Annotated in this window: 12 protein-coding genes; 1 reads left to right on the top strand and 11 read right to left on the bottom strand. The window is 65.4% G+C overall.

Features of this window, described 5'->3' with window-relative positions; genetic code table 11:
- Positions 1 to 127 precede the first annotated feature (127 nt).
- From D6B98_RS14850 to D6B98_RS14870, 5 genes are read right to left on the bottom strand one after another with little or no spacing between them, the layout of a single operon-like run.
- Positions 128 to 859, bottom strand: a complete 732-nt coding sequence (locus D6B98_RS14850; RefSeq protein WP_126257723.1) for a tRNA-uridine aminocarboxypropyltransferase — start codon at positions 857 to 859, stop codon at positions 128 to 130.
- Positions 860 to 895: 36 nt separating this feature from the next.
- The gene (locus D6B98_RS14855; protein WP_126257724.1) at positions 896 to 4,000 is read right to left on the bottom strand and encodes an efflux RND transporter permease subunit; all 3,105 of its coding nucleotides are present in this window, start codon (positions 3,998 to 4,000) and stop codon (positions 896 to 898) included.
- Entirely contained in the window at positions 4,000 to 7,149 is a 3,150-nt protein-coding gene (locus D6B98_RS14860; RefSeq protein WP_126257725.1) for an efflux RND transporter permease subunit, read from the bottom strand. Before D6B98_RS14860 ends, D6B98_RS14855 begins: the two co-directional genes overlap by 1 nt.
- A 37-nt stretch (positions 7,150 to 7,186) precedes the next feature.
- Positions 7,187 to 8,581 carry an efflux RND transporter periplasmic adaptor subunit gene (locus tag D6B98_RS14865; RefSeq protein ID WP_126257726.1) on the bottom strand — a complete coding sequence of 465 codons (1,395 nt, stop codon included), beginning with the start codon at positions 8,579 to 8,581 and terminating at the stop codon, positions 7,187 to 7,189.
- The gene (locus tag D6B98_RS14870; RefSeq protein ID WP_126257727.1) at positions 8,571 to 10,055 is read right to left on the bottom strand and encodes an efflux transporter outer membrane subunit; all 1,485 of its coding nucleotides are present in this window, start codon (positions 10,053 to 10,055) and stop codon (positions 8,571 to 8,573) included. Before D6B98_RS14870 ends, D6B98_RS14865 begins: the two co-directional genes overlap by 11 nt.
- A 663-nt stretch (positions 10,056 to 10,718) precedes the next feature.
- Between D6B98_RS14870 and D6B98_RS14875 the strand changes: the two genes are divergently transcribed.
- A complete protein-coding gene (locus D6B98_RS14875; RefSeq protein WP_126257728.1) occupies positions 10,719 to 11,753 on the top strand; it encodes a cysteine synthase A in 1,035 nt (344 codons plus the stop codon).
- A 51-nt stretch (positions 11,754 to 11,804) separates the two neighbouring features.
- Here D6B98_RS14875 and D6B98_RS14880 read toward each other — a convergent pair whose 3' ends face one another.
- From D6B98_RS14880 to D6B98_RS14905, 6 genes are all read right to left on the bottom strand, one after another.
- Positions 11,805 to 14,042, bottom strand: a complete 2,238-nt coding sequence (locus D6B98_RS14880; protein WP_164718609.1) for an O-linked N-acetylglucosamine transferase, SPINDLY family protein — start codon at positions 14,040 to 14,042, stop codon at positions 11,805 to 11,807.
- Between the two features lie 107 nt (positions 14,043 to 14,149).
- Positions 14,150 to 16,423: an O-linked N-acetylglucosamine transferase, SPINDLY family protein gene (locus D6B98_RS14885; RefSeq protein WP_164718610.1), complete on the bottom strand. Its 2,274-nt coding sequence runs from the start codon at positions 16,421 to 16,423 to the stop codon at positions 14,150 to 14,152.
- Between the two features lie 100 nt (positions 16,424 to 16,523).
- Positions 16,524 to 17,261 carry an amino acid ABC transporter ATP-binding protein gene (locus D6B98_RS14890; RefSeq protein WP_126257729.1) on the bottom strand — a complete coding sequence of 246 codons (738 nt, stop codon included), beginning with the start codon at positions 17,259 to 17,261 and terminating at the stop codon, positions 16,524 to 16,526.
- 11 nt (positions 17,262 to 17,272) lie between these two features.
- Positions 17,273 to 18,793, bottom strand: a complete 1,521-nt coding sequence (locus D6B98_RS14895) for an amino acid ABC transporter permease (protein WP_126257730.1) — start codon at positions 18,791 to 18,793, stop codon at positions 17,273 to 17,275.
- Positions 18,790 to 19,995 carry an amino acid ABC transporter permease gene (locus D6B98_RS14900; RefSeq protein ID WP_126257731.1) on the bottom strand — a complete coding sequence of 402 codons (1,206 nt, stop codon included), beginning with the start codon at positions 19,993 to 19,995 and terminating at the stop codon, positions 18,790 to 18,792. The genes D6B98_RS14895 and D6B98_RS14900 overlap by 4 nt, the downstream gene beginning before the upstream one ends.
- Positions 19,996 to 20,020: 25 nt before the next feature.
- Entirely contained in the window at positions 20,021 to 21,037 is a 1,017-nt protein-coding gene (locus D6B98_RS14905) for an amino acid ABC transporter substrate-binding protein (protein ID WP_126257732.1), read from the bottom strand.
- Positions 21,038 to 21,215: the final 178 nt, after the last annotated feature.

Raw genomic sequence — 21,215 nt, forward strand, 5'->3', positions numbered from 1 at the left:
CAGACCGTTGCGTAACCACTCCGCCACGTGGCCCCGTAAGGGCGGAGCAATATAGGGGATGAAGCGTTTAGGCAACCGCCTTCGTCCGACCATGGCGGCGACGGGGCTCTTCCGATGTGGATCGAAGTCAGCCTCGCTTGCGTCGCCGGAAGTCGCGCCGCCCCTTCGGCGCGGGCTTGGGAGCCAATTCCGGCATCTCGACCTGGACCTCGCGGTAGCGGGTCAATAGTCGTTCAAAACTCGCATGCAGCGTCTCGGCGATATCGGGACGCCGTTCGAGGCCGGCCAGAATCGTCGCCGCGGCCTCGATGGTCGAGAGCCCATCCCTGCGCGGCTCCTTGCGCAGACGCCCATAGCGCGAGGAGTGCGCCGGATTGAGGATCACGCGCTGGCACTTGAGCATCCAGGGATTGCGCCACCACAGCGCCTTGGCCTGGCTCCATGTGCCGTCGAGCAACACGATTCCTTCGAGCTTGCCGAGGATCGCGCGCTGGTTCTCCGCGATGCCCCCCTTGCGGTCGAGCGCGACGATCTCGCCTTCCGCCTCGAGATCGGCGGCGCGTGCCGAGCCGAGATAGAGCACGGCCCAGCGCGCGGCGTTCTCGACGGGTCGACCCAGCGCCTTGGACAGGCTCGGCCAGGACAGGCCGACCCGCACTGTGGCGTCGGCGAAATGCCTGGCAAGCAGGCGCGCGGTGCCGAGCGCCCTGTCCTGCTCCTGCGGATGCTGGAGGATCAGGAGCGACAGCCGGTTTTCAATCGGCGTGACGCTGTCGCAGATGCACAGCGGCATCGGCTTCTGGCAATGCGGGCATTCGGGAATGGGATCGGCAGCGGCCGTATCTGCTGGGTTCGACATGGGCGCGCTATACGCTTCGCGCGCCGCTTCAACAACCTATTCCGCCGGTGCCGCCAGCGGACGCGGCTCGGAACGGCGCCGCAGGCGGTCGATCAGGAGATAGATCACGGGCGTGGTATAGAGCGTCAGGATCTGTGAAACGAACAGGCCGCCGATAATGGTGATGCCGAGCGGACGGCGCAGCTCCGTGCCGGGGCCGGTCGCCACCACGAGCGGAATGCCGGCAAACAGCGCCGCCATGGTCGTCATCAGGATCGGACGGAAGCGCGCCTGGCAGGCCTCGAAGATCGCCTCCGCTGACGACAGGCCGCGTTGGCGTTCGGCGTCGAGCGCGAAATCCACCATCATGATGCCGTTCTTCTTGACGATGCCGATCAAGAGGATAATGCCGACGAAGGCGATCACCGTGAGCGGCGTGTTGGTGAGCTGCAAGGCGAGCAGTGCGCCGAGCCCGGCCGAGGGCAGCGTCGAGATGATCGTGAGCGGATGGGCAAGGCTCTCATAGAGCACCCCGAGCACGATATACATGGCCACCAGCGCGCCGAGGATCAGAAGCGGCTGGCGGCCGCTGGTCCTGGCGAAGTCGCCGGCATTGCCGTCGAAGCTGCCGCGGATGCCTTCGGGCATGTGCAGCTCTTCCACCGCGCGCTGGATGCTCTGCGTCGCCGCCTGGAGCTGCACGTCCGGCAGCAGGTTGAACGACACCGTGGTCGAGGGGAACGACTGCGAGTGATAGACCGCGAGCGCGGCGAGGCTGCGCGTGGCGTGCACCACGGCCGACAGCGGCACCTGCGCGTCGCCCGCGCCGGCGACATAGATGCGATCGAGGTTGGAGGGATCGACCTGGAATTTCGGATCGATCTCCAGCACGGTCATGTACTGGTTGCGCTGGGTGTAGATGATCGAGATCTGCCGCTGCGAGAAGGCGTTGTTCAGCGCGTTGTCGATGTCCTGAACCCTGACGCCGAGCGCCGAGGCCTTCTGGCGATCGATCGCGAGCGTGAGCTGAAGGCCGCCGGGGTCGCGGTCGCTGGAGATGTCGGTGATGCCTTCGACGCTCTCCATGCGCTTGGCCACGATCGGCGCCCACTTCTGCAGCAGACTGAGGTCGGTGCTGGTCAGCGTGTACTGGTAGTCGGAATCGCTCCGCCGCCCGCCGGCACGGACGTCCTGGGCGGCGAACATGAAGAGGCGGATGCCGGGCACGGGGTACAGCGCGCGTCTCAGACGGTCGATCACGACCTCCGTCGAGACGTGGTCGCGTTCCTCCGGCGGCTTCAGGCTGATGTACATGACGCCGCGGTTCGAGGTCGCTCCTCCCGGCCCGCCTCCGGCACCGACCGTCGAGCCGACGCCGGCCACGGCCGGATCCTTCATCACGATGTCGGCGAGCCGCTGCTGGAGACCGAGCATCGACTGAAACGAGATGTCGGCCGAGGCGCGCGTCGCCCCGATGACGAAGCCGGAATCGTCGGTCGGGAAATAGCCCTTGGGGATCTTGATGTAGAGTGTCACGGTGAGGCCGATGGTGGCGAAGAACACCAGCAGCGTCGCCAGCGGGTAGTCCAGCACGGTGCGCAAGGTTCTCGCGTAGAAGGCGACGATGCGCGACAGCGAGCCCTCGATGATGCGGTCGAACAGGGTCGCGGTGCCGGACGGGGTCTGCCGGATGTAATGGGCGCAGATCATCGGTGTCACCGTGAGCGAGACCAGCGTCGAGACCAGGATGGCGAAGGTCAGCGTCAGCGAGAATTCGCGCAAGAGGCGCCCGACGATGCCGTCCATGAAGATCAGCGGCGTGAACGCTGCGATCAACGACAGGCTGATCGAGACCACCGTGAAGCCGATCTGCCTGGCGCCCTCCTGCGCCGCCCGGAACGGGGTCATGCCGTGCTCGAGATTGCGATACATGTTCTCGATCATGACGATGGCATCGTCGACCACGAAGCCGACGGAGATCGCGAGCGCCATCAGCGACAGATTGTCGATCGAGAAGCCTGCGATCCACATCCCGGCGCAGGTGCCGGCCAGCGCCAGCGGCACCGAGACGCCGGCCGCGATCGTCGGCGTCAGCCGCCGCAGGAACACGAACACCACGACCATCACCAGGATCGCGGTGGCCAGCAATGTCCATTGCATGTCGAGCACGCTGGCGCGGATCGTGCCGGTGCGGTCGACCAGGGTCGAAATCTCGACGCCGGCCGGAATCCACTGCTTCAGCTGCGGGACCAGCGCCTTCACCCGGTCCACGGTATCGATGACGTTGGCATCGCCCTGCTTGGTGATCTGGATCAGCACCGCCGGCTGCTTGTTGAACCAGGCGATCGAGCGGGCATTGCGGACGGAATCCTCGATGTCGGCGACGTCGGAGAGCCGCACGAAGTTGCCGTTGGCGCTCTTGATGACGATGTCGCGGAATTCCTTGGCGGTTCGCATCTGCCGGTTGAGCGCCAGCGTCTCGCTCTGGCGTTCGCCGTTGAAGATGCCGACGGGACCGAGTGGGTTGGCATTGACGATCGCGGTGCGCACGTCGTCGGTGGCGATGCCGGCATTCGACAGCGCGACGGGGTTGAGCTGGACCCGCACGGCTGGCTGGTCGGCGCCGGACACGCTGACATCACCGACGCCCGGGACCTGCGAGATGCGCTGCGCCAGGACCGTGTCGGCGACGTCGTAGATTGCACTGGGGGACAGCGTCTTCGAGGTCAGCGCCAGCACGAAGACCGGCGCGCCGGCCGTGTTGGCCTTGCGGAAGCGCGGCAGCGTCGGCAGGTCGCTCGGCAGGTCCACCATCGCGGCGTTGATCGCCGCCTGCACGTCGCGGGCGGCCTTGTCGATGCTGCGGCCGATGTCGAACTGGAGCTGGATGGTGGTGGTGCCGAGCGTCGAGGTCGAGGTGATCTGGTTGATGCCGGCGATCTCACCCAGCCGCCGCTCCAATGGCGAAGCTACCGTCGCCGCCATCACGGACGGGTCGGCCCCCGGCCGGCTGGCCGAGACGAAGATGGCGGGGAAGTCGACGTTCGGAACCGAGGCGACGGGAAGGAACCCGTAAGCGACGACACCCAGCAGGAACAACCCGATCGACAGCAGCGTGGTCGCGACCGGGCGGCGGATGAAGGGCTCCGAGATCGATGCCATCACTGCATCCCCTCGGTCGCGCCCGCGACCGGCGGGCCGCCGGATTCGGCCGGCGGCAGCGCCTGCTCGAGGCGGCGGTTGATGCGGTCGAGCGCGAGGTAGATCACAGGCGTCGTGTAAAGCGTCAGCAGCTGGCTCAGCAGCAGGCCGCCGATGATGGAGACGCCGAGCGGGAACCGCAGCTCGGCGCCGGTGCCGCTCTCGATCGCCAGCGGCAGCGCGCCGAACAGCGCCGCCAGCGTCGTCATCATGATCGGACGGAAGCGCAACAGGCAGGCCTGCACGATGGCCTCGTCCGGCGACATCCCCTGCCCGCGCTCGGCCTCGAGCGCGAAGTCGATCATCATGATCGCGTTCTTCTTGACGATGCCCATCAGGAGAATGATGCCGATCAGGCCGATCACCGACAGGTCCTGCCCGCACAGCACCAGCGCCAGGATCGCGCCGACGCCGGCCGAGGGCAGCGTCGACAGGATCGTGATCGGGTGGATGTAGCTCTCGTAAAGCACCCCCAACACGATGTAGATCGTGATCACGGCGGCGAGCAGCAGCCAGGGCTGGCCGGCGAGCGCCTTGGCGAATTCGGCGGCATCGCCGGCATAGACACCGACGATGCTGTTGGGCATGCCGATCCGCGTCTCGATCGTCTTGACGGCGTTGACCGCATCGCCGAGCGCGGCGCCCGGCGCGAGGTTGAAGCTGAGCGATATCGAGGGGAACTGGGCCTGGTGCGAGATCGCCAGCGGCGCGGTGGTGCGCTTCAGCGTCGCCACGGCCGACAGCGGCACCTGCGCGTTCGGCGCGCCGGCGGTGGCGCTCGCGGCGCCCGGCAGATAGAGCTTCGACAGGATCGAGGGATCGCGCTGATACATCGGCAGCGCCTCCAGCACCACGCGGTACTGGTTGGCCTGGCCGTAGATGGTCGATATCTGCCGCTGCGCGAACGCATCGTTGAGCGTATCCGTGATCGCCTGGAGGCTGACACCGAGCTGGCCGGCGCGGGTGCGATCGACGTCGAGCTGCGCCCGCAGGCCGCCCTCCTGCGCCTCGGAAGAGACGTCGCGGAACAAGGGATCGCGCCGCATCTCCGTCACCAGCTTGCGCGCCCATTCCGACACCAGCGCCGCATCGGTGCCGGTCAGCGTGTACTGGTATTGGGAGCGGCTCGACTGGGTCGAGATCTGCACGTCCTGCACCGGCTGGAAATACACGGTCATGCCGGGAATACCCGCGACCCTCTCCTTCAGCCGGGTTATGACGGCCGCGACATCGTCACGCCGCTCGCCGCGCGGCCTCAGGCTCATGACGAGCCGGCCGACATTGGTGGTCGGATTGACCGAGCCCGCCCCGATCACGGAGACCACGCCGACCACGTCGGGATCCGCCCTGATGGCGTCGGAAGCCTCGGCCTGCCGCTTCTGCATCTCCGCGAACGACACGTCGGGTCCGGCCTCCGTCACCGCCGTGATCGAGGCGGTGTCCTGCAGCGGCAGGAAACCCTTCGGCGCGACGACATAGAGGACCAGGGTCGCGATCAGCGTGGCGAAGGTCACGACCAGCGTGGCGCGCTGGCGTTCCAGTACCCAAAGCAGCGTCCGGTGGTAGAATTCGACGGTGCGGTCGATGAAGCGGCTGATCGTGGCCAATCCCGGAACCGCCAGCTCCTCATGGGCGTGCTTGAGCAGGCGCGAGCACATCATCGGCGTCAGCGTCAGCGAGACCACGGCCGAGGTCACCACCGCGATCGTCAAGGTCAGCGCGAATTCGCGGAACATGCGTCCGACGAGGCCCGACATGAACAGCAGCGGGATGAACACCGCGATCAGCGACACCGTCAGCGAGATCACGGTGAAGCCGATCTCGCTGGCGCCCTTCAGCGACGCCTCCATCGCGTCGTCGCCGTTCTCCATGTGGCGCACGATGTTCTCGATCATGACGATGGCGTCGTCGACGACGAAGCCGGTGCCGATCGTGAGCGCCATCAGCGAGAGATTGTCGAGGCTGAAGCCGGCGAAATACATGATGCCGAAGCTCGTGATCAGCGACAGCGGCAGCGCGACGCCCGCGATCAAGGTTGCGCGCAGCGAACGCAGGAACAGCAGCACCACGAGGGTCACCAGCACGACGGCAAGGACCAGCGTGAACTGCACGTCGCGCACCGAGGCGCGGATCGTGACGGTGCGATCGGAAACGATGGTGAGGTTCACCCCCGCCGGAATCGCGCTCTGCACCTTGGGGATTTCGGCGCGGATCTGGCTGACGACGTCGATCACGTTGGCGCCGGGCTGTCGCTGGATGTCGATGATGACGGCCGGCGTGCCCTGGTACCAGCCGCCGGTGCGGTCGTTCTCCAGGCCGTCGACGATCTGCGCGACGTCGGCAATGGTGACCGGCGAGCCGTTGCGATAGGCGATGATGACGGGCTTATAGGCGTCGGCCGCGGCGATTTGGTCGTTGGCCGCGATGATGTAGGATTGCTGCGCGCCGTCGAGCGAGCCCTTCGGGCCCGAGACGTTGGCATTGGCGATCGCGGTGCGCAGGTCTTCCATGGCGATGCCGTAGGCGGCGAGCCGCGCCAGATCCGCCTGGATGCGTACGGCCGGTTTCAGTCCGCCGAGGACCGAGACCCGTCCGACGCCCGAAATCTGGCTCAAACGTTGCGCCAGAAGCGTGTCGGCGATGTCGCTCATCGCCCGCAGCGAGATCGTGTCCGAGCGCAACGCCAGCGTCATGACAGGTGCGTCCGCCGGGTTCACCTTGGCGTAGGTCGGTGGATAAGGCAGCGTCTTCGGCAGCACGCCAGCCGCGGCGTTGATCGCGGCCTGCACGTCCTGGGTCGCGCCATCGATGTCGCGGTTGAGATCGAACTGGAGCGAGATCTGGCTGACGCCGAACGAGCTCGTCGAGTTCATCGCCGACAGCGACGGGATCTGGCCGAGCTGCCGCTCCAGCGGTGCCGTGATCAGCGACGCGATCACGTCCGGGCTCGCGCCCGGCAATTGCGTCGTCACCTGCACGGTCGGGAAATCGACCTGCGGCAGCGCCGAGACCGGCAGCGCGAAATAGCCCAGCAGCCCGCCGATCAAGAGCGCGATGCCGAGCAGCGAGGTCGCGATCGGCCGGCGGATGAACGGTTCGGAGACACCCATGGGATCTGCCTGCCGCGTCAGGCGGCTGTTGTCGGGATCATGGCTGCTTGGCTCCACTACCCGCTGCCCCCGGCCCCGGGGCCGGTCCGGTCTGTCCCTTCTGGTCGCCTTCGCCGCTCTTGCGCCTGGCGCGGAACTCGTCGTCCTTGCCTTGCCCGTCCTTCTGACTTTCCTTGGCGCCATCCTTCTTCTGGGCGTCAGGCCCGCGCGAGCGCTTGCGCGGGGCGAGATCGGCCGACGGGGTCTGGTCGTCGCGGCCGACGATCACCTTGGAGCCGTCGGACAAATTGGCAAAGCCCGTGGTGACGACCCGGTCGGTCGCCGACAGGCCGCTCGCGATAACGGCATCGTGCTCGTTCTGCTGCGTCACCGTCACGGGCTTGGCCGAGACCACGTTGTCCTCGCCGATGACATAGCTGAATGTCCCGATCGGGCCGCGCTGCACGGCCGATGTCGGCACCACCAGCGCCCGCGTCAAGGTCTCGACCTTGAGGCGGACGTTGACGAACTGGCCCGGCCAGAGCTGGTAATTGGCGTTGGGAAATTCTGCCTTGAGCTTGAGCGTGCCGGTGGTCTGGTCGACCTGGTTGTCGATGCCGGTCAGCTTGCCGGTGTCGATCACGGTGATGCCGTCATTGCCGAACACGTCGACCGCGAGCGTACCTTTCGCCGCGGCCGCATTGACGCGCATGATCTGCTGCTGCGGCAGGCTGAACCACACCGCGATCGGCTGCAATTGCGCGATCACCACCAGACCCGTGGTGTCGGAGGCGTGGATGATGTTGCCCTGGTCGACCTGGCGCAGGCCGGCACGACCCGAGATCGGGGCCACGATCTTGGTGTAGCTGAGCGTTGCCGCCGCATTGTCGATCGCAGCCTGGTCGGCCTTGACCAGCGCCTCGGTCTGCGCCACCAGCGCGCGCTGGGTGTCGGCCTGCTGCTTGGAGCCGGCATTGGAGGCGGCGAGCTGCTCGTATCGGGTCAGGTCAATGCGCTGGTTGGCGAGCTGGGCCTGGTCCTGTGCCTTCTTGGCGACGGCCTGGTCGTACTGCGCCTGGTAGATCGCCGGATCGATCTCGCCGAGCACGTCGCCCTTCTTGACGTCCTGGCCTTCGGTGAAATTCACCGCGATCAGCTTGCCGTCGACCTGCGAGCGCACGGTCACGGTGTTGAGCGCGCGGATCGCGCCGACGCCGTCGAGATAGACAGGCACGTCCTGCACCCGGGGGGTCGCCGCCAGCACGGGCACCGGCAGATCGGGCCGCTGGTTGTTGCGGTTGTTGGCTTGCTGCTGATGCATGGCGATCCAGCCGAGATAACCGAGCCCTCCGAGGATCGCGAGCGTGATCAGCGTCACGACGAAGCCGCGGCCGCGCGATTTTCTCGCCGTCCCCTCCTCCGAGCCTGGCTTGCCATCCGGCTTAAAGAGCATTGACGGGTTTCTCCATTCGCGGCTCCCAGCCGCCGCCGAGCGCCTGATACAGGCTGACGATGGCGAGCAAGCGGGCCAGTTGCGCCTGCGACAGCGCGTCCTCCGCCTGGAACAGGGTCAGTTGAGTGTTGAGCACGGTCACGATGTCGGCGGTGCCGGCGCGCAACTGCTGCTCGGACAGATCGAAGGCGCGGCGCGAGGCGGTAACGACGTCGCGCTGCAATTGCAGCTTGATCGTGGTCTGCTTGATCGAGAACAGCGCATTGTCGACGTCGGCAAAGGCCTGCACGATGGTCTTGCGGTAGGTCTGGAGCAGTTCGTCCTGCCGCGCCTTGGCGAGTTCGAAATTGCCGAGAATCCTGCCGCCGTCGAAGATCGGCTGCGTGGCACTGCCGACGAGCTGGAAGAACGCCGCATGCGGCTGGAACAGCGAGACCAATGCCGCACTCTGATAGCCGCCATTGCCGGTAAGCTGGATGGTCGGAAAGAACTGGGCACGGGCATTGCCGATGTTGGCGGTCGCAGATGCAAGCTGCGCCTCCTGCCGGCGGATGTCAGGCCGCTGCGTCAGGAGCTCCGACGGCAGGCCGGGCGTCACGCGCGGGATCGCGATCCGGTCCAGCGAGCCACCGTGCACGCGCACGCTCTCGGGCGGGCGCGAGACCAGCACGGCGAGCGCGTTGACGTTCTGGTCCAGCGTCTGGCGCAGCGGCGGCACGAGGGCCTTCTGGTTGGCGAGGACGCTCTCCTGCTGGGCAACATCGAGATCCGTGCCGGTGCCGGCCTTGCGCCGCTCCCGGACCGCATCGAGGATACGCTGCGCGCTCGCGATGTTGCGCTGTGAGGTCCTGATCCGGTCCTGCGAGGCCAGCACCTGGAAATAGGCGTTGGCGACGGCAGCGAGCGTCGTCAGCGCGACGGTGTCGCGATCGAAGCGATTGGCGTTGGCGGTTTCCTCCGCAGTCTGCAGCGCATCGCGGTTCTGGCCCCAGAAGTCGAGCTGATAGCTCGCGCTCAGCGAAGCCGAATAATTGACGACTTCGCGGCCGCCGATGGACAGACCCGAGGAGCTTGCGCCCGAGGTGCGCGAATAGGTTTCCGAACCGGCGGTCGATAGGCTCGGCAGCAGCGCCGCGCCGGCCTGCCGCGCCTGGGCGTCGGCCTGAACGATGCGCGAAACGGCAGCGGCAATGTCGAGATTGACGGTCTGCGCCTCTTCCATCAGCTGCGTCAGTTCCGTGGAGCGGAAGCCGCGCCACCAATCCAATGACGGCGGCGCATCGCCCTTGCCGGCGTATTTGTACTGTATGGGAACGTCGAGGGCGGGATCAGGAAGGTCCTGGGTCAGCACGCAAGCGCCTGAGGTGGCAGCGAGGCACACCACCGCAAGCAAACGCGCCGCACGCAGCGTCCGGGCCGCTGAACCTTCGGACCGCCGCGTGGCGATCCCCGGAACACCCTGTGTCACATCCACCCCCCGCCGGGCAGATCAAACCGCCGCGCAACCGGATTAACCGATTCGCGGCGGGACAATCGGGGGGCTTTGGACAACTCGTTCACAACGATGATGCTTTCTCGGAACCTCGAAATGATACTAGCCGGGCGTTGAACTGGGGGACAGGGCCGCGGTCGCGAGACGGTCCTGCCAACGAGCCTGAAACGAATCGATGAAAATTCAAAAGGTGCTTGTCTCGCAGTGACTTTTCTCCTTCTGCAAACACCGGGAGGCGTGATCAAGCTTACCAAGATTTCATGTGATATTGCTGCCACACCGGCGTCCGGGGCCTTCCATGCGGCCACAAGAAGCCGCGTGCGGCTTCGCTTCAATCCGCTCTCTGGCCGGAGCCATCTCACAAAGCCGTCAACGGCTCCCGATGCCGGCCCCCTCCGGTCCCTGGAAAGAAGCGTTCGCGGATTGGCTGCCGACGACGGTCATCTTCCGTCATCGGACGGAGTTCAACGATTTCCTCCTCCTGATATCTCCCCTCGCGGCCGCGCACATTGCCGCGCGAGAATATCACTGTTCGGACAGGCGTTTCAGCCGGTTTCGCCGCAGCGCAAAAGCCTTCCCCTTTGGCCCCCCAAGCACTAGGTTCTGGCCAACCAGATCAACCCTCTTGGTGGCGATTTTCCTGACATGAGCATTCGAAACGACGTTGTCGAAGCCATCGGCAACACCCCGCTGATCAAGCTGAAGCGCGCCTCGGAACTGACCGGCTGCACCATTCTCGGCAAGGCCGAATTCATGAATCCCGGCCAGTCGGTCAAGGACCGCGCCGGCAAATGGATGATCCTGGAGGCCGAGAAGCGCGGCGAGCTCAAGCCCGGCGGTCTCGTGGTGGAAGCGACTGCCGGCAATACCGGCATCGGGCTTGCCGTCGTCGCCAGCGCGCGCGGCTATCGCACCCTGATCGTGATCCCGGAAACGCAGAGCCAGGAGAAGAAGGATTTCCTGAAGCTGTGCGGCGCCGAGCTGATCGAGGTGCCGGCCCTGCCCTATGCCAACCCCAACAATTATCAACACGTCGGCCGGCGGCTTGCGGATGAGTTGCGCAAGACCGAGCCTCACGGCGTGCTGTTCGCAGACCAGTGGAACAACCTCGACAACGCCAAGGCGCACTACGAATCGACCGGACCCGAGATCTGGGAGCAGACCGGCGGCAAGGTCGACGGCTTCGTCTGCTCGGTCGGCAGCGGCGGCACGCTGGCTGGCGTCAGCCGCTATCTGAAGGAGCAGAACAAGAACGTGCGGATCGCCTGCGCCGATCCGCACGGCGCCGGCATGTACGAATATTTCAGGACCGGCGATGCCAAGGCGACGCCGGGCGGCTCGATCACCGAAGGCATCGGCCTCAACCGCGCCACCGCGATCGTCGAGACCGCGAAGGTGGATGATGCCTATCTCATTCCCGACGCAGAAGCCGTCACGGCGATCTACGAATTGCTCCAGCACGAAGGGCTGTGCCTCGGCGGCTCGACCGGCATCAACGTCGTCGGTGCGATGCGGCTCGCAAAGCAGCTCGGGCCCGGCAAGACGGTCGTGACCGTGCTGTGCGATTCCGGCAGCCGCTATCAATCAAAACTGTTCAACGCGGATTTCATGCGCGCCAAGAACCTGCCGGTGCCGGAGTGGCTGGAGAAGCGCAGCAACATCAAGCCGCCGTTCGTGTGATCGTCGCGCGCCCCCTTCGGGTCGGGACGCGCGTCCACAAGCTCGGCCGGGTTACGCGATCTCGCTGCCCGAGGCCGCGGCACAATAATCGCGCCAGAATTGGCGGTATCCCTCCTCCACCCCGCGCGCGTAGATCTCGACGTTGCCGGCGGCCGAGGCTGCGATCTGGGCGGGCAAGTCCGCACGCAACTTCGCCAGATGGGCCGGCTGCGCGGCATATTTGCATGCGATCGCGGCGTAACCCTCGTCGTCCTCGGCGACCCAGTCATTGAGGCCGACGGCCGCCACGATGGCGCCGCCGGCGCGCGAAGAGGCGCCGTGGCCAAGCTTGGCAACGACCGGCACGCCCGCATAGAGGGATTCCCAGGTGCTGACGCCGCCGTTCTGCGGAAATGGATCGAGCGAAATATCGACCTCCGCGAAGGCTCGCAGATGCGCGGCGCGCTCGGACGAGCCGAGACAGGTGATCTTCTCTTCGGCAATCCCCTGCGCCACGAAGCGCGCGATCAGACCGTCGCGGACCAACGGATCGTCGAGCAGCGTGTGCTTGATGATGATCTTCGATCCCGACACCCCCCGCATCACATTCGACCACACGCGAACGGCCTCGTCCGAGATCTTGGAGATGCGATTGAAGACGCCGAAGGTCACATGGCCGTTGCGGAGCATGGGAGGTTCTGACGCCGGTACGTCCAGGATCGGATCGGTCGTGATCAGGCACGGCAGATCGTAGACCTTTTCGGCCAGCAGGTGGCGGGCCGATGCCGGAATGAAGATCGGATCCGCAAGCACGTAGTCCATGGTCCGCAGGCCGGTTCCGGTGGCGTGTCCAAAACCCGTGACCTGGACCGGAGCCGGCTTGCGGGCGAACACCGGGAGCCTGTTGCCGGTGGTATGCCCGGACACGTCGATCAGGATATCGACCTTGTCGGCCTCGATACGATCGGCCAGTTCGTCATCGGACAGCTGCCAGGCGTCGACCCAGACGTCCGCCAGCGACTTGAACTTGGCGGTCATCTCGTCTCGCAGCGGCGAGCACGAATAGCAGATGATCTCGAATTTGGCGTGATCGTGATGGCGCAGCACCGGCAGCAGACCGAACGCTGCCGAGTGGTACCAGAACTCGGCCGCGACATACCCGACCACGATCCGCCTGTCGGGATCGAGTTGCCGGGGCGCGAGCTTGCGCTGGGGCAATCTGGCGCCGATCGCCTCCCCCCAGGATTTGCGCGCCGCCTGCTGGACCGCGAAATCGGCGTCGGAGAGAAAGTCCAGAAAGTAGATCTTCCGCGCGATCAGGTCCGGCTGGTCCGGCGCGATGGCGAGCGCGGCGTCGAGATGTTCGATCGCAGCCGCGATCTCCCCCTGGTTTGCAAAACACGAACTCAGCAGCGCCAGCGCGATCGCCGAGCGCGGATTTTCCTCGAGCAGGGCCGTGCAGGCCAGGATCGCCTGCGCGGTATTGCCAAGGCTCAGCGAGACTTCCGCCTTCCCCCGCAAGGCCACTTCGAGCTTCGGTGCAAGCGCAAGTGCCGCATCGAAATCCGCGGCCGCCGGCTCCGGCCGCGACAGCGCCAAATTGAGCCGTCCGCGGTGTGCGAGGAGCTTCGCCGAACCGGGCCTGACCGCGAGCGCCGCCGCTAGCGCGGCTTCCGCCTCGTCGTAATGCTTGAGCTCGATGCTGACCACAGCCTTGCCGCCGAGCGCTTCGGCATGACGCGGCTGAAACAACAGCGCGCGCGCGAAGCTCTGCCCGGCGCGGTCAAACCGCCCCAGCGCCAGCTCGGCCAGGCCACGATTGCAGAGCGCATCGGCGTAATCGGGCTTCAGGGCGATGGCGCGGTCATACAGCTCGATCGCCTGCTCCGGCAGGTTCAATTGGAGCAAGGTGTTGCCGAGGCCGGCCAGGGCCGGCGGAAAATTCGGCTTCAGCGCGATTGCCTTCTCCAGACATGCGCGGGCGGCCTCAAGCTTCTGAAGGGCGAAGTATACAGAAGCGAGATTGTTGTGCGCCTCGTGCGAACGCGGATCGAGCGCAACCGCGCGCTCAAGCAGCTGTTGCGCCTCATCGAGACGCCCGAGCTGTTGCACGCTCAGGCCGAGGAAATGCGTGGCGTCGAAATGATCCGGAACGGCTTGCACGATCTGGCGGCAGAGTGCCTCGCTCTCGGCATATCTGCCCTGGCCATAGGCGCTCGCCGCAGCGGAGATGATGGCGTCGGCCTGCTTCTTCAACTTCTTCTGCAATCGCGCATTCTGGAATGCGCGCGCGCCGGCGCTGCTCTGCAAGGTGTCTCTCCGGAAAATGGCCCGTGGCGAGTCTAACTGATTCGCACGGCCACCCGGCGGGACCGAAAAATCCCTCCGGAATATCCCGGTGCGCAGGACCTGTGGGCTCAGGAGCCGCTGGGCGTGTCCGCCTCGTTTACCGCAGCGTCGCCGTGTTCCGAGGCCGCGGCACAATAGTCGCGCCAGAACTTGCGGTAGCCCGCTTCGAGCTCGCGCGTGTAGATCTCGACATTGCCGGCGGGCGAGGCTGCGATCTGAGCCGGCAAGCCCGCACGCAATTTCGCCAGATGTTCGGGCTGCGAGGCAAACCTGCGGGCGATCTCGACGTAGCCATCGTCGTCCTCGGCGACCCAGTCACCGAGCCCGACCGCCGCCACGATGGAGGCGCCGGCGCGCGAGGAGGCGCCGATGCCGAGCTTGGCGACGACGGGAACGCCCTTGTAGAGGGATTCCCAGGTGCTGATGCCGCCATTTTGCGGGAACGTGTCGAGCGAAATGTCGATCTTGTCGAAGGCCATCAGGTGGTCGTCGCGCGAGGTGGTGCCGAGGCACGTGATGCTCTCCTCGGCAATGCCCTGGGCGATGAAGCGTGCGATCAGGCTGTCGCGCAGCAGGGCATCATCGAGCAGACCATGCTTGAGGACGATCTTCGATCCCGGCACCTCCCGCATGATGCGCGCCCAGACGCGGATCGCATCGTCCGAGATCTTGTAGATGCGGTTGAACACGCCAAAGGTGACGTAGCCGTTGCGGAGCATCGGCAGCTCGGAGGGCTGCAGATTGGTGACGGGCTCCATCGTGATCAGACACGGCAGATCGTGGATCTTCTCGGGAAACAAGTGCCGGACCGATGGCGGAATGAAAATGGGATCAGCGAGCACATAGTCCATGGTCGGCATGCCCGTGCCCGTCGCGTGTCCGAAGCCGGTGGCCTGGATCGGAGCCGGCTTCCGCGCGAAACACTGCAGCCGGTTTCCCGTGGTGTGGCCCGACACGTCGATCAGGATGTCGACATTGTCGGCCTGAATGCGATCGGCGAGTTCGTCGTCGGAGAGCCCCCAGGCATCGACCCAGACGTCAGCCAATGATTTGAACTTGGCGGTGTACTCGTCCGCTCCCGGCCAGGAATAGTAGCAGATGATCTCAAATTTGGTGTGATCATGATGGCGCAGCACCGGCAGCAAGGTGAGCCCCGCCGAATGCTGGCGGAATTCGGCAGCGACATAGCCGACCACGATCCGCTTGTCCGGATCGAGCGGTCGCTTCGGCAGCGTCCTTTGCGGTATCTTCGAGCCGATCGCATCCCACCAGGATTTTCGCACCGCCTGCTGCACCACGAAATCGGCCTCGGCGCGGTAGTCCTGCAGGAAGATCTTTCCTCTGATCGCATCCCCATAGTCCGGTCGGAGCGCCAGCGCGCGGTCGAGATATTCGATCGCGGTGTCCATGTCGCCCTGGTTCGAATAAGCGAATCCCATCAGCGCCATTCCCATCTCGGAGCGCGGGTTTCGCTCGATCAAGGTCGTCGCGGCCGCCATCGCCTGCGCGGTCTTTCCCATGACGAGGCAGGCCTGCGCCTTGCCCCGGAGCGCCAGCTCGAGCCTGGGCGAGATCGCAAGCGCCGCCTCGAAATCCGCAAGCGCGGGCTCAAGGCGCTGCAGTTCGTAACTGAGCCGCCCGCGCTGGGCCAGGATCCTCGGCGCGCCCGGCTTGATCGCCAGCGCCGCGGCAAACTTGGCGGCCGCCTCGTCGTGGTGCCGGAGCTCCATGCTGACCATGCCGCTGCCGACGATGGCCTCGGCGTGACGCGGCTGAAACAGCAGGGCACGATCGAAACTCTCCTTGGCGCGCATGACCTGCCCAAGCACGATCTCGACCATGCCACGGTTGCAGAGCGCATCGGCGTAATCCGGCTTCAGCTTGATGGCACGCTCGTGCATCTCGAGCGCCTGCTCGTACTGCCCCATATGCATCAGCGTGTTGCCGAGATTGGTGAGCGCGACCGCGAAATTCGGCTTCAGCGCGATTGCCCTTTCCTGGCAGCGCCGCGCCTCGTCGTAATTGCCGAGATCGAAATGCACGGTCGCCAGGTTGTTATGGGCATCGTGCAGGCGCGGATCGAGCGCGATCACGCGCTCGAGCAGCTCTTTCGCCTCCTCGAGGCGCCGGCCGTCATGGGCGCACATGCCCAGCAGATGCATGGCGTCGACGTGATCCGGAAGGGCTTTCAAGATCTCGCGGCACAGCGCCTCGGTCTCGGCATACCGGCCCTGGCCATAGGCGTTCGCCGCAGCGGCAATAACGGCGTCGGCCTGCTTCATCAATTTCTTCTGCAATCGCGCATTCTGGAATGCGCGCGCGCCGCCGCCGCTCTTCTGCAAGGTGTCTCTCCGGAGGATGCCCGGAGCCGAGTCTAACTGATTCGCGAGCCTTGACCGCCCGGTCACCGGACCAGCATCGCCCCCGGGATTTCCCGGGGGTTCAGCGCAAGATCTGGCTCAGGAACAGCTTCGTGCGGGCGTGCTGAGGCGCCGCGAAGAACTCATTCGGGGTGTTGGCCTCGATGATCTGGCCGGCATCCATGAACACGACGCGGTTGGCGACCTCGCGGGCAAAACCCATCTCGTGGGTGACGACCAGCATGGTCATGCCCTCCTCGGCGAGGTCCACCATCGTGTCCAGCACCTCCTTGACCATTTCAGGGTCGAGCGCCGAGGTCGGCTCGTCGAACAGCATGACCTTCGGATTCATCGTCAGGGCGCGGGCGATGGCGACGCGCTGCTGCTGGCCGCCGGACATCTGTCCCGGAAACTTGTTGGCCTGATGCGGGATCTTGACCCGTTCCAGGAACTTCATCGCGGCGGCCTCGGCGTCCTTCTTCGGGATGTTGCGGACCCAGATCGGAGCCAGCGTGCAATTGTCGAGCACCGTGAGGTGCGGGAACAGATTGAAGCTCTGAAACACCATGCCGACTTCGCGGCGCACGGCATCGACATGCTTGAGATTGGGCCCGAGCTCGATGCCGTCGACGACGATCTCGCCCTCCTGGAATTCCTCGAGCGCGTTGATGCAGCGGATCAACGTCGACTTGCCGGAGCCCGAGGGCCCGCAGATCACGATGCGCTCACCCTTGCGGACATCGAGGTCGACGTCGCGCAGCACGTGAAAATCGCCATACCATTTGTTGAGGCCGGAAATCTTGACGATGGGGTCTGACATGAGGACCTCGATCAGTTGCGACGATGGGCGTTGAGACGATGCTCGACGAACAGCGAGTAGCGCGACATTCCAAAGCAGAAGATGAAGTAGATGATCCCGGCGAAGGCGAAGCCGGTGAACGCGGTCGAAGGCGTCGACCACTTCGGATCCGAGAACGATGCCCTGAGCGAGCCCAAGAGATCGAACAGCGCGACGATCGAGACCAGCGAGGTGTCCTTGAACAGCGAGATGAAGCTGTTGACGAGATTCGGGATGACGTGCCGCAGCGCCTGCGGCAGCACGATCAGCGAGGTCGTCTTCCACCAGGACAGGCCCAGCGCTGCCGCGGCCTCGCCCTGCCCGCGCGGGATCGCGGCGAGCCCGCCGCGGACGTTCTCGGCCTGGTAGGCGCCCGTGAACAGCGCAATACCGATCAGCGCGCGGACGAGACCGTCGACCGTGAAATTGCCCGGCAGGAACAGCGGCAGCATGTAGGTGGCGAAGAACAGGACGGTGATCAGGGGCACGCCGCGCCAGAACTCGATGAAGGCGATCGAGAAGATCCGGATCAGGGGAATGGTGGAGCGGCGCCCGAGCGCCAGCGCGATGCCGATCGGCAGCGAGGTGACGATGCCGGTGACGGAGACCACCAGCGTCACCAGCAGGCCGCCCCACAGATTGGTCGTCACGACCGGCAGGCCACCGCGATCGAGCCCCATCAGCTTGATCACGGCGGCGATGGCGACGAAGGCAGCGATGCTCGAGCCCAGTGCGCGCCAACCGGTGCGCAAGCCGCCGCCGAGACCGAAGGCGATCAGACTGACGACCGCGGCGGTGACGGCGAAATCGGCCCAGAGCGACTGGCCCGCTCCCTGGATCTGGTCGCGCAGCCAGATCAGCGGCAGGATCAGCCAATGGATCGCGGTGCCGACCAGCACGATCAAGCTCCCGACCAGCCACAACAACGGCCCGGCGGCCGACGTCTTGCTGAGACTGAGCAGGGCCTGGCCGGCGCCGCTGATGCTCTCGTCGAACAATTCCAGCAAGCCCGCCGTCCAGCTGAGGCCAAAACCCTTGATGCCGCCACCGTGCAGCAGGAAGAACGCGACAATCGGATAGGCGACGAAGAACAGACTGGCGTTGAGCCCCTTCGCCGGCAGGCGGGGCACGAGCAGCGGAACCAGCAGGACCACCGCAAGAACGAATGTGAGGTCCACCCGCCAGCGTTCGGCCTCGGGATAGAAACCGTAGATCAATTGCGGCAGCTTGGCCTGGATGTAGGGCCAGCAGGCACCGACCGCAAATCCGGCGTTCTCGGTGAGGCATGCCGTGCGGTCCTTGCCGCTCCAGACCGCATCGACCAGCAGGAACCTGACCGAGGGAACGATGGTGAACCACAGCAGCAGCGCGCCCACGATGGTGAGCAGGATGTTGGTCGGCGAGTTGAACAGGCGCGTCCGCATCAGCCCGACGAAGCCCGTGGTCTTCACCGGCGCGGGACGCTCGGTGAGCAGGTCCTGGCGGACGAAGCTGCTCGAGGCGATATCGCTCATGCGCCCAGACTCCGGCTGACGCGCCAACCGTAGACGCTCATGATCGCGCTGGTGAGCAGCGAGATCAGGAGATAGATGCCCATCGTCATGGCGATGATCTCGATCGCCTGCCCGGTCTGGCTCAGCGCTGTGCCGGCGAACACCGAGACGAGGTCAGGATAGCCGATCGCGACCGCCAGCGACGAGTTCTTGGTGAGATTGAGGTACTGGTTGGTCAGCGGCGGCACGATGACGCGCATGGCCTGCGGCACCACGATCAGCCGCAGCGTGGTGCCGCGGCTGAGGCCCAGAGACGATCCCGCCTCCATCTGCCCCTTGTGGACGGACAGGATGCCGGCGCGCACGATCTCGGCGATGAAGGCGGCGGTATAGGTCGACAGCGCCAGCGTCAGCGCCACGAACTCGGGAATGATCCGCGAGCCACCGGCGAAATTGAAGCCCTTCAGCTGTGGCAGCTCGAAGCTGAACGGCGGGCCGAACACCAGCATGGTGGCGAGCGGCAGACCGAACAGAAGACCCAGCACGTAGGGCCAGATGCGGATCATCCGCCCTTCCTGAAACAATGCGCGGCGGGCATAGAAGCGCAAGGCCAGTGACGCGACGATGCCGAGCGCCAGCATCGCCAGGAACGGCTCGAGGCCCCGCTCACCGATCGGGCTGGGGACGACGAGGCCACGATTGCTGATAAAGGCGACGCCAAGCAGGGAGATGCTCTGCCGCGGATTGGGCAGGGCTGCGAGCACCGCCAGGTACCAGAACAGGATCTGGAACAGCAGCGGCAAATTGCGGATGATTTCGACGTAGATCTCGCCGACGCGCGACAACAGCCAGTTCGGCGAGAGCCGGCACAGCGCGACGATGAAGCCGATCAATGTGGCGAAGACGATGCCCACCACGGAGACGACGAGCGTGTTCAGGAGCCCGACCACGAACACGCGCAGGAACGTGTCCGAGCCGGTATAGGAGATCAGGGTCTGGTTGACGTCGAAGCCGGCATTGTTCCGCAGGAAGCCGAAGCCGGCGGCAATGTGCTGGTTTTCCAGGTTGGCGCGGGCGTTGGAGACGATCTCATAGCCGATCCAGCCCAGGATCGCCGCGAAGGCAAACTGGACGGCGACGCCGTTCCAGCCTGCCTTGCCGCCCAGAAGGCGCCTGATCTTCAGCGCGATCTGGGGCGGTGGTTTTCGGGCCTCGGTGCTCATGCCGCTGCCAGCGGGTCAGGGGCGGTCAGCGGATCGGCGGCGCGTACTGAAGGCCGCCCTTGTTCCAGAGATTGTTGAGACCGCGATTGATGCCGAGCGGCGAGCCGGCGCCGACGTTGCGATCGAACACTTCGCCGTAATTGCCGACCGCCTTCACGATCCGCACCACCCAGTCCTTGGTGAGGCCGAGCTGTTCGCCGAAATTGCCGTCGCTGCCGAGCACGCGCTTCAACTCGGGATTTTCCAGCTTGGTCTTCTCGTCGACGTTCTTCGAGGTCACCCCGAGCTCTTCGGCGGTGACCATCGCGAACAGGGCCCACTTCACGATGTCGAACCATTGGTCGTCGCCGTGGCGCACCATCGGGCCGAGCGGCTCCTTCGAGATGATCTCGGGCAGCACCATGTGGTCGTTGGGACTGGCGAGCTTCAGGCGATTGGCGTAGAGGCCCGACTGGTCGGTGGTGAAGACGTCGCAGCGCCCGGCCTCATAGGCCTTCACCGTTTCGTCGTTGGTGCCGAACGCGATCACCTCGTACTTCATGTTGTTGGCCTTGAAGTAGTCGGCGAGATTCTGCTCGGTGGTGGTGCCGGTCTGCACGCAGACCGAGGCGCTGTTGAGCTCGAGCGCCGAATTCACCTTGAGCGACTTCTTCACCATGAAGCCCTGCCCGTCATAATAGGTCACGCCGGTAAAATTGGCGCCGAGCGAGGTATCGCGCGAGATGGTCCAGGTGGTGTTGCGCGAGAGCACGTCGATCTCGCCGGATTGCAGCGCGGTGAAGCGGTCCTTGGCGGACAGCGGCACGTACTTGACCTTGCTCGCATCGTTGAAGATCGCCCCGGCGATCGCCTTGCAGACATCGACGTCGAGGCCGGTCCAGTTGCCCTTGTCGTCGGGCGAGGAGAAGCCCGGCAGGCCCTGGCTGACGCCGCAGGACAGCATGCCCCGATCCTTGACGGTCTTGAGGGTTTGCGCATCGGCGGTTTGGGCGGAGAGACCGGCGGCGAGAGCAAGAGTGAGAGCCAGGGTTACGCGTTTCATGGGCTTTGGGCCTTTCAAAGTCGTCTCAAGGAACGTTGTCTCAGGATCATCCCTGCCGGGCCGGGCGTATCAAGTCCGGCCTTGCAAGAGTCATGCTGGAAAACCTTGCCGAACACTCGCCGATCCCGGGAGGCCATACCTTAATCCCCGCCGCTGGCGCCCGCCGCTATGGGCTGTG

Origin of the sequence: Bradyrhizobium sp. LVM 105, assembly GCF_003957705.1 — a bacterium.
In the GTDB taxonomy this organism is placed as follows: Bacteria; Pseudomonadota; Alphaproteobacteria; order Rhizobiales; family Xanthobacteraceae; genus Bradyrhizobium; species Bradyrhizobium frederickii.